The sequence below is a fragment of the Bradyrhizobium cedriense genome (assembly GCF_054602315.1).
This window is the reverse complement of sequence record NZ_JBTSWB010000003.1, coordinates 245,483-257,851: the sequence shown is the minus strand read 5'-3', so window position 1 is coordinate 257,851 and position 12,369 is coordinate 245,483. Positions and strand designations below refer to the sequence as shown.

The window sequence follows — 12,369 nt, the reverse complement described above, 5'->3', positions numbered from 1 at the left end:
CATGCCCCGTGTCGCCTTCATCGGGCTTGGGCGGATGGGTCACGGCATGGCCGGCCGCTATATCGATGCCGGCTTCACGGTGACGCTGTGGAATCGCAGCAAGGCCAAGGCGGCAGACCTGATCGCGCGCGGTGCGCATTGGGCGACCTCGCCCGAGGACGCCGCAATCGATGCCGACGCGGTCGTGACCATGGTCGCCGACGACGAGGCCTCGCGCGCGGTCTGGCTCGGTCCGAACGGCGCGGCCAAGACAGCGAAGGCCGGTACCATCGCGATCGAATGCTCCACCGTCTCCTATGACCATGCTCGCGAGATGGGGCGCGAGCTGAACGCGCGCGGGCTGATCTATATCGATTGCCCCGTGACCGGATTGCCGGACGCGGCGGCGGCCGGGAAGTTGACGCTGCTGGTCGGTGCCGACGCCGCCGATCTCGAACGCGCGCGGCCCTATCTCGAACCGATCGGCTCGACCATCCGCCATTTCGGGCCGGTCGGCTCGGGCACGGTCTACAAGCTCATCAACAACCTGATGGGGGCGATCCAGATCGCTGGTCTTGCCGAAGGCCTCGCGATCGCCGAGCAGGCCGGTCTCGACATGAACCTCGTGCTGGACTCGATCCAGGCGGGCGTTGCCGCAAGCCCGCAGGTGCAGCGTCACTCCAGGCGCATGGTCGCCCGCGATTTTTCCGGCGCGACGTTCACGACGGCACTGCGGCACAAGGATGCCGCCTATGCCGTGAAGCTCGCCGAGAGCCTGCTGGCCGACAAGCCCCTGGTCGCACGCGCCGCAGTCGAGGCCTACGCACAGGCGAAGGCGGCGATGCCCGACGCGGACGAGGGCAGGATGATCGAGCTGGTGTCGCGGCCGAAATAACGGGGCGCGAAACCTGCTGCCGGAAATCGGGTGGTCACTTCCATGGCTTCGCGCTAAAGCGCGATGAGATTTGGATGAATCGTCATCGCGCTTTGGGTTGTTGTTTACGCATGATCTTTCCGGAAAACCGCTTCGCATTTTTCCGGATCAGGCTTTAGGCGACGGCTCTGGGCGCCAGATGCGAGACGTCATGCTTCCGACGGATAACAGGATCGACGCACGCGACTGGTTGCTGTTGGCCCTCCTTTCGATCCTGTGGGGCGGCTCGTTCTTTTTCAACAGCGCAGCCTTGAGGGAATTGCCGCCATTGACGCTAGTGCTGCTGCGAGTGGCGGTGGGTGCGGCCTTGCTTCTGCCTCTGCTGCGGCTTTATCGGATCAGCCTTCCGGGAGACGTCGCGAGTTGGTGGCCGTATGCCGCCATGGCGTTGCTCAACAATGTATTGCCTTTTTCTATGATCGTGACGGCGCAATTGTACATTTCTAGCGGGCTGGCGTCGATCCTCAACGCTACCACACCCTTATTCACCGTCGTCGTCATGGCGGTCGTCGGAGAGGAGAGGCTGATAGCGCGTCGGGCTGCAGGTGTTGTCGTGGGCCTGATCGGCGTCATCATTCTCAAGGGGGCTGGGATCGAATTGCTGACCGGCCAGGGGATCGGGATCCTGCTTTGCCTGGGTGCGGCTCTCAGCTACGGATTCGCGGCCTTGGTGGCACGGCGCTGGCTGTCGAAATCACCTCCGCTTGCGACGGCGACATGTCAATTGCTCGCATCGACGGTCATGATGACGGTGTTGGCTTTCGTGTTCGACCGGCCATGGCGCTTGCCGATGCCCGGCGTGACGACCTGGCTCGCCGTGCTCGGCTCGGCTGGTCTCTCGACCGCGCTCGCGTATCTCGTCTTTTTCCAAGTGTTGCGGCGCTCAGGGGCAACAAACGTGACGTTGGTAACGCTCCTCGTTCCCGTCACTGCAATCCTGCTCGGCTATCTCGTCTTGGGCGAGCCGATTTCAGTACGCGAGATTGCCGGCGCCCTGGTCATTGCCAGCGCGCTACTCGTGATCGATGGACGCGTATTGCGCCGGCGCGCAGTGGAGGTTCCGACGCGGCGTTCAACTCCGTGAAAATCGTGACGCTGCCAGGGGCTGGCGACCTCGCGACATTTGCCAGCGACGTGCCGGTCTCGTCCGGTGACGAGGTTGGAAACTAGCCCGCGCTCAGCCGCACGCCGGCGCGCAAGAATTTCTGCGGGTCCACCGCCTCACCCTCGATGCGGGTCTCATAGTGCAGATGCGGACCGGTGGAACGGCCGGTCGAGCCGACGAGCCCGACGACCTGGCCGATCTTCACGATCTCGCCGACCCTGACATTGATCTCCGAGAGATGGCCATAGCGGGTCGACAGCCCGTTACCGTGATCGACCTCGACCATGCGGCCGTAGCCGCCGGACCAGCCCGCCGACACCACCTTGCCATTGGCGGTGACGCGAACGGGATCGCCGGTTGCTGCGCGGAAGTCGAGCCCGGTATGCATCGCGGGCCGTCCGAGGAAAGGATCGCTGCGCACGCCGAAGCCGGAGGTAAACTCGACTTCGCCGATGACGGGCTTGCGGTAGGGCACCAGCGCCAGCGTCCGGTTGAGACGGTCCATCTCGGCGCGCGTGGTGTTGATGCGGTACAGCTGCTTTTCGAAGGGTCCGGCATTCGCCGTCAATTTGACGGGTACGAACGGCCCGCCCATCGCGCTGCGCGGCACCGCGGCTTCGAGATTGGCGAGGTTCAGGCCGAGATCGCTAACCACGCTGCGCATCCGGCGCATGCGCGAATCCATGCTTTCCTCGACGGCGCTGAGCGCCGCCATCTGGCGTCGCTCGACCTGGTCAAGCGAAGTCGTGAGCCGGACCAGGACATTGTCGAAACCCTGATTCCTGGCGAATTGGCTGGTCGGCGGCGCCGCGACGGTCGGGGCGCGCGATTCGAGGCGCGCTTCGCGGTCCGGCGGCGCGACGAAGATGACTGTATCGCTGATTGGCGACGGCTTCGGCGTGGCCTGGCCAGCATCGCCGCGCTGCGGGGCGGAACGGGGAATCGAGCCGGTCACGTCGGGCATGGCCCCAAGCGCCGTGGCTCGGGACTCCAGCGCCGTCTGGCGCTTCATGATCTGGTCGAGCTTCTGGTCGAACTGTTCCTGGTCGAGCAACTGACGGCTGGTGGTGCGGTCGACCTTGGCCCGCAACTCGGCGATGCGATCCTCATAAGCGTATTGCATCTCGGCCTGGCGGGCGATCAGGCGGGTCAGGACATCGTCACGGAAGGCAAAATAGGTGGCCGTCGCTGCCGACCACAGCCCGAGCAGCACCACGGTACCAACCACGATCCAGAATACGACAGGGCCGAAGCGCACCTGCTTGCCGGCATGGACGATGGTGTAGGCGTCGTCGGTGGCGGGCAGGGGAATCACGGTTGCTGCCGCGGCGGCAGCCGGACGGCGGTGGAGAGTCCGCCCGTGGTCGTGAGGATGATGCTGGGGGTAGTGCGAGTATTGGGCAGAACTTTTCGACATCGGCACTCCCGCGCCGGTCGGATGGGTTCCTTGCGGCCTCATTGCCGCGGCAATCTGGGCCGGTCATGGTTAATTTTCCGGAAACGGGAGCGCGCGAATTTGAAGGACTGGTTAAAGGCTCCTTGCCGCTTCCAGCACTTCGTCGGCATGGCCGTCGACCCGGACATTGCGCCAGACCCGGGCCACCCTGCCGTCGGTCCCGATCAGGATCGTGGTGCGAAGAATCCCCAGGAAGCTCTTGCCATACATGGATTTTTGGCCCCAGGCGCCATAGGCGTCCAGCATCTCGTGCCGCTCATCTGAAATCAGAGGAATGCCGAGCTTGTGCTTGTCGCGAAACTTCTCCTGGGCCTTTAAGGGATCAGCGGAAATGCCGAGCACGGCCGTGCCGGCGGCAGCGAAGGCGTCGGCCAGGCGGGTGAAGTCGACCGCTTCCCGGGTGCAGCCTGGCGTGTCGGCCCGGGGGTAGAAGAAGAGGACAAGCTTTCGGCCGGCAAAGTCCGCCAGTGTGACCACGTCGCCGCCATCGCGAGGCAGGCGGAAGGCGGGGGCCTTTTGACCTTCGGCCAAGCCCGACTTCGCCTCGGCCGGCGGGGAGGCCGATTTGGATGAATTTAACTGTTTCGACGCGGCCTTATGTGATCCTGCTTTTGCTATGGTCCCGGTTGATTTGCGGGCCGCTGTCCGCTGTGTTTTCACGGACCTTGCCTGAGTCGATGCCCGCGTTTTCGCGGTCTTCTTTTTGGCGGTCGGGTTGCCGGAGGACGTTTTGGACGATTTCTTTCGGGATTTCTTGGACATACGCCTTCCTTTCGACGCTTTCGGCGGGTCAACCGAAGCGGTATTGCAGCTCTCGTCCGGCGTGCCGGACTCGCGCCCTCGGCTGGGCAAGTCTGACGACGCCGGAGTATGGTTACAAGGAATTCCACAGACCACCCCACTGCTCGTTGAACGCGCTCCCGGGGCGAAATGACGAACAGCAGGAATATTCGAGGAATGGCGGCAGTGCCGGCGCAGGGAGCTTCGCTTCCCGCGGGCGGCTGCGGTCCGGGCGGCGCTCAATCCTATGATGGGCGCCTGTATCGAGAGGCAATGGCAAGGAATACGTCGCCCCAGGACTACAATCGGGACTTCGATCGGCGCGGCGGCCAACCTGAGCCGCAGGAATGGGACGACGCCGACTGGGATCCGGATCAGGAAGCGGCGGCGCGCCATCGTGCACGCCGGCTGCTGGCGCGTTCCGGTTCGCGCTTCCACCGCTTCGGCGACGGATTCGGCGCGTTGCGCCGATGGCAGGGTGGCGGTCGCTGGTTGAAGCGTCTGGTCGTCGTCGTCAGCACTCTGGTCGTCGTTTTCGCGGGCTGTTTCGGTGCGCTGTGGTGGCGGCTCGGCGCCGGTCCCATCAATCTGGACATCGCGACGCCATGGCTGGCGGCTGCGATCGAAGACAATATCGGACACGGCAACACGGTTGAGATTGGCGGCACTCAGATCGAGCGCACCGGCCGGGTCCGCATCGCCGTCCGCATCCGAGACATCATCGTTCGCGACCGCGATCACGCCGTGGTCGCCAGCGCACCGAAGGCCGAGGTGAAACTGTCGGGTGCCGGTCTCCTGATGGGGCGGCTGCGCGCCGAAAGCCTCAATCTCGTCGATGCCGAGCTCGCAATTCGCATTGCGCCCGACGGCACCGTCACCGTGTCCGCCGGCGACACCGCGAAACCGCTTGCGACCGGTGTCGCGTCCAAGAAGGACGCGGGCCTGCCGCCGACATTCCCGCGCAACAGTGTCCCGCCGCCGCCGTTCGCGACCGCGCCTGCTAGCCCGGATGTGCCGCCTGCCGCACCGCAGGCAGCCGCGCAGAGCGGCATCCTCCAGGGCCTCGACTGGCTCGACAGTCTGAGCATGACCGGCCTCGACGGCCAGAACCTCAACGAGATCGGTCTCAAGAACGGCAATCTGATCGTCGACGATCAGCAGCGCGGCAGCAAATGGTCGTTCGAGAACATCACGCTCAACCTGCGCCGGCCGAGCCGCGGCGGCGTCGCGCTCAGCCTCGGCGAGGAGGGCGCGCGCCCGTGGATGCTGCGCGCCACGATCGGCCCGGCCGAGAACGGCGTACGTTCGGTCGACATCAAGGCCGACAAGGTCTCGACCTCCAACATCCTCCTGGCTCTGCGGGTGAAGGACCTCACCTATACCGCCGACCTGCCGCTCACGGGCGAGCTCAAGGGCGAGCTCGGCCGCGATGGCGTGCCGACGTTTTTCCGCGGCAAGATCGCGGTCGGCGCCGGCAACATCATCGACACCGACACGCCCGACTATCCGATGGGGATCGACTCGGCCGAGATCAATGTCGAGTGGGACGCCAACCGGCGCGTGCTGGTCGCACCGTTCAAGATTCTCTCCGGCGCGAACCGCCTGACGCTGCTGGCTCATCTGGAGCCGCCCAACGGCACCACCAATGACTGGCAGCTCGGTTTCAGCGGCGGCTCGATCCTGCTCGGCGGCATCGACAACGAGCCGCCGCTCGTGTTCAACCGCATTGCGATCGGCTTCCGCTTCGACACCGACCACAAGCGCCTCTTGTTGACCCAGGCCGATGTGTCCAACGGGGAGATTGGCGTCGCCGGCACCGGCGCGATCGACTATTCCGGCGAGCCGCGGCTCACGCTCGGCTTTGCGGGAACGCCGATGTCGGCCTCCGCGCTGAAGCGGATGTGGCCGACGCTGATCGTCCCCGAACTGCGCGAATGGGTCATCGAGCGGATCGAGCGCGGCACGCTCCAGCGCATCGAAATCGGCGTCAACTCGCCGACCAAGAATCTTCCGCGCAAGGGCCCGCCGATTCCGGACGACGGCCTGTCGGTCAACATCGTGGCGAGCGGTGTCGCGGTCCGCCCCGTGGATGGCATGCCGGTGGTACGCGATGCCGATTTGAAGGCGCGCGTGACCGGGCGCACCGCCACCGTGAACATCGGGCAGGGCGTTGCGGATACGCCCTCGGGTCGCAAGGTCACGATCTCCGACTTCGTCTTCGAGGTGCCTGACATGGCGCCCAAGCCGTCGCCGTCGCGAAGCAGGTTCCGTGTCGATGGCCCCGTGCCTGCGGCTGCGGAAATGCTCGCCAACGATCGGCTGAGCGATCTGTCGGCGACCGTCGTCGATCCCAACACCAGCAAAGGGACGTTCTCGGCGACCATCCAGCTCGGAATGCCGGTCAAGGGCGAGCTGACCAAGGCTGACACGACCTATTCCGTCACCGCCGACCTCAACGGCTTTGCCGCCGAGAAGCTCGTGATGAATCAGAAACTGGAGGCCAACACCCTCAAGATCGTCGCCAGCAACCAGGGCTATCAGGTCAAGGGCGACGTGAAGATCAACGGCCAGGCGGCCTCGCTCGACTATCGCAAGCCGGCCGAGGGCGATGCGGATGTCAGATTGCAGGCGACGCTGGACGATGCCAGCCGCGCGCGACTGGGATTCGATCTGAGCCCCGCAGTCAGCGGATCGTTGCCGATCAGGTTGTCGGGCAAGATCGCGGGCGGTGCGGAGCAGACGACCAAGCTCGGCGTCGAGGCCGACCTGACCTCCGTCAAGCTCGACAACATCCTTCCCGGCTGGGTCAAGCTGCCCGGCAAGTCCGGCAAGGCCAGCTTCAAGGTGGTGCCGACGGCGCAGTCGACCCGTTTCGAGGACATCGTGATCGAGGGCGGCGGCGCCTCGATCAAGGGCTCGCTCGAGGTCGATGCGAACGGCGATCTCATGAGCGCGAATTTCCCGACCTACGCGCCGTCCGACGGCGACAAGGCGTCGCTCAAAGTGGAGCGCAGCCAGGACGGTGTGGTGCGCGGCACGATGCGCGGCGACGTGTTCGACGGCCGCGGCTTCCTGAAGTCGGCGATCTCAGGCAACGCCAAGGACGACGCCAAGAACAAGATGAAGAACGTCGATTTCGACATCGACGTGAAGCTCGGTGCAGTCGCGGGGTTCAACGGCGAGGCCATGCGCAGCGTCGATGCAAAGATGTCGAAGCGCAACGGCGCCATCAAGGCCTTCACGCTCAGCGGCAAGATCGGCCGCGACACTCCGGTGGCCGCCGATTTGCGCGGCGGCCGCGCCCAGGGCAATCGCGAGGTGATCTACCTTCAGACCAACGATGCCGGCGCGCTGCTACGCTTCACCGACACCTACACCAAGGCGGTCGGCGGCCAGATGGTGGTGGCGATGGAGCCGCCGACGTCGGAGCCGAACAGCGCGCGCGAGGGCCTCATCAACGTCCGCGACTTCACGGTGAAGGGCGAGGCGCAGCTCGAGCGCGTCGCCGCGGGCGCGCCAAACGGCACGGGCAGCGGCGTCTCCTTCAGCGCGCTGCGTGCCGAATTCACCCGGCAGAACGGCGCGCTCACGATTCGCGACGGCGTGGTCAAAGGACCGATGATCGGTGCCACCATCGAAGGCTCGATCGACTATCCCGGCAACCAGGTCTGCATGAGCGGCACGTTTGTGCCGATGTATGGCGTCAACAACATCTTCGGCCAGATCCCATTGTTCGGCATCTTCCTCGGCGGCGGCGACAAGGAGGGGTTGATCGGCGTGACCTATGAGGTCGTCGGCACTCCTGCTGCGCCGGTGATGCGCGTCAATCCAATCTCGGCGATGGCTCCGGGCCTATTCCGCAAGATCTTCGAATTCAACACCGGCAAGCAGAACTCGCCCTTCGACGAATTTCCTTCGCAGTCCAGCGACGGCTCGACCGGATCGACGCGCCAGCTGTCGAGCGGTTGCAGCCTCCCGCGGCGATAGACGCCGGGCTCCGTTGTCCCCGGCGTCCTGGCCGCCGTGTCCCAGGCAGCCACGTCTGACCATACGACGCCAAGTACGTGAATGCCCGGGACAAGCCCGGGCATAGCGACCTCTTGTGGATATTCAGGTGATGGCGGCGGTTAGGCCGCGCGCACGCCGGCGAGGAACGTGCCGACTTCACCGGAGAGCTGCTCGGCCTGCTTGGACAGGTTCGAGGCTGCGGCGAGCACCATCCCGGCGGCGTTGCCGGTCTCGTTCGCAGCGGTGCTGACGACGCCGATATTGGTTGTGACCTCCTTGGTCGCCTCCGCGGTCTGCGAGACGCTGCGGGCAATCTCGGCGGTGGCGGCGCCTTGCTCCTCGATGGCTGCGCCGATCGAGGTTGCGATGCGGCTGACCTCCTCGATGGTGGCGGTGATGCCGCCGATCGCGTCCACGGCCTCCCTGGTGGCCCCCTGGATCTGGGCGATCTTGTCGCCGATCTCGCGGGTGGCTTCCGCGGTCTGGCTCGCCAGCGACTTCACCTCGGAGGCGACGACGGCAAAGCCGCGGCCGGCTTCGCCGGCACGTGCGGCCTCGATGGTGGCATTGAGGGCGAGCAGGTTGGTCTGTGCCGCGATGCTGGAGATCAGTTCGGCGACGTGCTCGATCTGCTGGGCTCCGTCGGAGAGCGCGCGAACGATGGTGTCGGTGCGGCGGGCGCTGTCCACCGCGCGTCCCGTCACTTCGGCGGATTGCGCGACCTGACGGCTGATCTCGGTGATGGAGGAAGAGAGCTCTTCGGCGGCAGCCGCGACCGTCTGGACGCGCTGGCTGGCTTCGGTGGCGGCGGAGCCGACCACGGCGGCACGGCGATTGGTGCCTTCGGCGGTCGACGACATCGACTGGGCGGTAGCCTCGAGCTCACCGGAGCCGGAGGCCATCAGGCCGACGAGCTGGCCGACGGAGGCATCGAAGCGGTCGGCAAGCGCAATCAGGGCGTCGCGCTTCTCCTGCTCGCTGCGCGTCTTGGTGGCGGCCTGTTCGGCCTCCAGCGCGCGCGCTGTCAATGCAGTCTGGCGCAGGATTTCAAGGGTCTCGGCCATGCGGCCGATCTCGTCGCCGCGGTCGGTCTCCTCGACCGGCTGGTCGATGGCGCCTTCGGAGATCACCTGCATGCGGGTCTTCTGGCGGTCGAGCGCGCTGAGCACGTCGCGGGCGATCAGCCAGGACAAGGTCGCCATCAGCAGCATCAGGCCGGCGCCGATCGCGGCCAGCTCCAGCGTCAGCGCGCGCACGTCGGCATCGATGTCGTCGACGTAGAGGCCATAGCTGATGGTCACGTTCCAGGGTGCGAATTTGCGCGCGAAGACGGTCTTGCGAACCGGCTCGGTCTGGCCGGGGCGGGGGTAGAGATAGGATGTCACGCCGCCCTGCGCGGTCTCGCTGCCGGCCTTGATGATGGCGTCGGCGATGAGCACGCCGTTGGAATCCTTGGCGCCGGTGATCTTGCCTTCGAGCTGCTGATTGGCGCCGTTCACGACCAGGGAGGTGTCCTGATTGTAGACCACCGGGTAGCCCTGGCCGCCGTTGAAGCTCATGCGGCGGCCGCGCTGGTGGAACAGGCTCTTGGCCTCGGCTTGCGTGATCTTGCCGGCGGTCACTTCGTCCTGAAGCGATTGTGCGTAGGTATAGAGGAGCTCGACGGCGGTCCGCATCTGCTGGACCCTATCCTCCACCATGCGGCTCTTGCTGAGCACGGCCGATACGCCGATGATGGCCGTGACTGTGAGAGCCGCAAGGCAGACCATGCTTGCAAGCTTCGTGCGGATCTTCAGGTGACTCAGCAGCTTCATCACAGCCCCTACGGAATGGTTGTTATTGCTCGCATGGGTAGCATGAAGTTCTTACCAATCCTGAACGGGAGGCATGCGCCGCCCGCCCCGCAGGACAAGGTTCGCAGGCTCATGCGCAATCGTGCAGGCAAACAGCCTTGCCGGCAGGCTTTTGCCGTATGAGGGAGAGAGCCGATCTTGGACGTTGGTAGTTAAAGAGCCTGGCTGGACGGCAATGAAACGATTCGTTCATCGCATCATTATGTCCGTGCTGCTCGTCGCGGCCCTCGTTCTCATCTGGAACGTGCTGGGGGCGCGCTGAAACGGCACCGGAAATCTGCCGGTGCCGTCGTGCTTGGCGGGTAAGACGGGTGTGTGTACGCGGCGCGCGTGCGCCGGCGGTTGCAGCGGCTATTTCTTGCCCATTGCTGCATCGACGCTGATCGGGCCACCGCCGGCTGCCGACAGGTATAGGCAGGCGAAGCAGAACAGGATTGCGAGCGTGCCATTGTTCAGCAATGGCAGGAACACCGGCGTTTCGCCCCTGAACATGTGGCCCATGAAGTAGGCAAACGCCATTTCACCGGACAGGATGAAGGCTGACAGTCGCGAGAACAGGCCGATCATCAGCAAACCGCCGAGCACCAGTTCAAGCGTCCCGGCAGCGCCGTAAAGTGACATCAGTTCGACTTTAGCGAACATCGGAACAGCCGGAAACTTGAACAGCTTGGCGACGCCATACTGGAACAGCAAGAGGCCGGTGACGAAGCGAAACAGGCTCAAGAGAACCGGTTGAAAGCGAGTGAGATAGGGAAAGTCCATTGGTTTGTGCCCTCCATCCAATGCGCGACTTGGATCGTATTCAGTTTCGTCTCGCAAGCCACCCAGGAGCAATTCCACGCTGACATTTTCGTCATGTCTGAAAAAATACGGCAGGCTTGGCCCTTCAGCCGGACGAGGGCGGCTTTTTTCGCCGGCGTTCGTCGCGCTGGTCCGTAATATCCCGGTGATGCCGAGGGATGCTGGTTACGGCGGGGAGACTTACTCGCGCAAGGCGGGGACGACCAGAAATGGAATCATTCCGAGGACTACGCTCGCAAGTGCGAAGGCGAGCAGGAGATTGTAGCCGTGCGTTGCGTCGTGAATCAGACCGCCGCTCCATGAACCGAAGGCCGAGCCCAATCCGCTGCCGATCGAGATGGTGCCGAAGATCGTCCCGACGCGCTTGCCGCGAAAGATCTTCATCGCGGTTGCCGTAATCAGCGGGCCGCGGGAGCCCATCATGCTGCCGAAGCAGACGACGAAGCCGGTGAGCAGGATGACGTTAGGATAGTACTGCAGCAGCCAGAGCAGAACGATGCCGAGGATCGAGATCGCGTAGCTGAGCAGGACCGACGGCCGGCGTCCGATCAGGCCGTCGAGCGCGGAGACGCCGAGCATGCCGAACACCAGGACGACGCCCGAAAAACCCCAGGCGGTCGCGGCCTGGAGCGGCGGAAAGCCGGCGTCGATCAGATAGGTCACGATCTGTGCCGCGATCGCGTACATGCCGACCGCGGTGAAGAAGAAGGTCGAGAACAGCGCCCAGAACGCGTGGTGTCGCATCGCGCTCAGAAGCGTCCAGCCGTTGTCGACGAAATCCGGATCGCTCTTCTTGGCGACGTGCGGTGACCCGGCCGCGAACATGCGCCAGGGCAGGAGCAGCAGCGGCACCAGCAGCCCGAGCGCGGCGATGCCATAGACCTGGTAGGTTTCGCGCCAGCCGAGACGATCAATCAGAAGCTGCGAGGCCGGCAGCAGTGCCAGCACGCCGCCGCCCATCGCCGAATAGACCACCGCCATGGCGGTCGGCAACTTTGGGCCGAACCAGCGCCCGAGCAGGATCGAGTTGGGCACATTGCCGATGAAGGCAACGCCGATGCCGACGCAGATGCCGATCGAAAGCTGGAATTGCCAGAGTGCTTGCGCATGGCTCGCGATCAGAAAGGCCGAACCGAGCAAGAGCAACCCGAGCGCATAGACGATGCGCGGTCCGGAATGGTCGAACAGGCGGCCTACCAGTGGTGCGGTCAGCCCGCTGACAAGCCAGGTGAGGGAATAGATCGAGACGGCCTGGGCGCGATCCCAGCCGAGGTTTTCGGAAATCGGCTTGAGGAAGACGGTGAAGCTCTCGCTGAGTCCGCGGCCAAGAACAGCCAGCGTAAAGCACAGGCCAAGCACGAGGAGTGCGGTGCGCACTGCGTTCCGCTGGGTGCTTCCGACCTGCTCCCTGCTAGTTCCCCTGGGCGTGTTCTGGTCCATTGCCGTCAGGGAG

The 12,369-nt window shown here is 64.8% G+C and carries 8 protein-coding genes; 3 read left to right on the top strand and 5 right to left on the bottom strand.

Annotated elements, in window-relative coordinates; genetic code table 11:
* Position 1 precedes the first annotated feature (1 nt).
* The gene (locus tag ACYCVF_RS12830; RefSeq protein ID WP_459595867.1) at positions 2-874 is read left to right on the top strand and encodes an NAD(P)-dependent oxidoreductase; all 873 of its coding nucleotides are present in this window, start codon (positions 2-4) and stop codon (positions 872-874) included.
* Between the two features lie 190 nt (positions 875-1,064).
* A complete protein-coding gene (locus ACYCVF_RS12825) occupies positions 1,065-1,997 on the top strand; it encodes a DMT family transporter (RefSeq protein ID WP_459596462.1) in 933 nt (310 codons plus the stop codon).
* A gap of 82 nt (positions 1,998-2,079) precedes the next feature.
* Here the strand turns inward: ACYCVF_RS12825 and ACYCVF_RS12820 are convergent, their stop codons facing one another.
* Both ACYCVF_RS12820 and ACYCVF_RS12815 read right to left on the bottom strand, forming a co-directional pair.
* Positions 2,080-3,435 carry a M23 family metallopeptidase gene (locus ACYCVF_RS12820; RefSeq protein ID WP_459595866.1) on the bottom strand — a complete coding sequence of 452 codons (1,356 nt, stop codon included), beginning with the start codon at positions 3,433-3,435 and terminating at the stop codon, positions 2,080-2,082.
* Between the two features lie 111 nt (positions 3,436-3,546).
* Positions 3,547-4,236 carry a peroxiredoxin gene (locus ACYCVF_RS12815; protein WP_459595865.1) on the bottom strand — a complete coding sequence of 230 codons (690 nt, stop codon included), beginning with the start codon at positions 4,234-4,236 and terminating at the stop codon, positions 3,547-3,549.
* Positions 4,237-4,431: 195 nt separating this feature from the next.
* On the opposite strand from ACYCVF_RS12815, the gene ACYCVF_RS12810 reads away from it, so the two are divergent.
* Positions 4,432-8,241 (top strand): hypothetical protein, encoded by a 3,810-nt coding sequence (locus ACYCVF_RS12810; RefSeq protein WP_459595864.1) that lies wholly within the window; start codon positions 4,432-4,434, stop codon positions 8,239-8,241.
* 140 nt (positions 8,242-8,381) lie between these two features.
* Here the strand turns inward: ACYCVF_RS12810 and ACYCVF_RS12805 are convergent, their stop codons facing one another.
* The 3 genes from ACYCVF_RS12805 to ACYCVF_RS12795 all read right to left on the bottom strand — a co-directional run bounded on the left by ACYCVF_RS12805 (position 8,382) and on the right by ACYCVF_RS12795 (position 12,356).
* Entirely contained in the window at positions 8,382-10,076 is a 1,695-nt protein-coding gene (locus tag ACYCVF_RS12805; RefSeq protein WP_459595863.1) for a methyl-accepting chemotaxis protein, read from the bottom strand.
* Positions 10,077-10,466: 390 nt separating this feature from the next.
* Positions 10,467-10,877: a DoxX family protein gene (locus ACYCVF_RS12800; RefSeq protein ID WP_459596461.1), complete on the bottom strand. Its 411-nt coding sequence runs from the start codon at positions 10,875-10,877 to the stop codon at positions 10,467-10,469.
* Positions 10,878-11,096: 219 nt separating this feature from the next.
* On the bottom strand, positions 11,097-12,356 hold the full coding sequence (locus ACYCVF_RS12795) for an MFS transporter (RefSeq protein ID WP_459596460.1): 1,260 nt from the start codon (positions 12,354-12,356) through the stop codon (positions 11,097-11,099).
* Positions 12,357-12,369 lie beyond the last annotated feature (13 nt).

Excerpts from the sequence above, each read along its gene's own strand:
- ACYCVF_RS12820 (WP_459595866.1), bottom strand. The coding sequence starts at position 3,435 with ATGTCGAAAAGTTCTGCCCAATACTCGCACTACCCCCAGCATCATCCT.
- ACYCVF_RS12805 (WP_459595863.1), bottom strand. The coding sequence starts at position 10,076 with ATGAAGCTGCTGAGTCACCTGAAGATCCGCACGAAGCTTGCAAGCATG.
- ACYCVF_RS12810 (WP_459595864.1), top strand. The coding sequence starts at position 4,432 with ATGGCGGCAGTGCCGGCGCAGGGAGCTTCGCTTCCCGCGGGCGGCTGC.
- ACYCVF_RS12800 (WP_459596461.1), bottom strand. The coding sequence starts at position 10,877 with ATGGACTTTCCCTATCTCACTCGCTTTCAACCGGTTCTCTTGAGCCTG.
- ACYCVF_RS12830 (WP_459595867.1), top strand. The coding sequence starts at position 2 with ATGCCCCGTGTCGCCTTCATCGGGCTTGGGCGGATGGGTCACGGCATG.
- ACYCVF_RS12795 (WP_459596460.1), bottom strand. The coding sequence starts at position 12,356 with ATGGACCAGAACACGCCCAGGGGAACTAGCAGGGAGCAGGTCGGAAGC.
- ACYCVF_RS12815 (WP_459595865.1), bottom strand. The coding sequence starts at position 4,236 with ATGTCCAAGAAATCCCGAAAGAAATCGTCCAAAACGTCCTCCGGCAAC.
- ACYCVF_RS12825 (WP_459596462.1), top strand. The coding sequence starts at position 1,065 with ATGCTTCCGACGGATAACAGGATCGACGCACGCGACTGGTTGCTGTTG.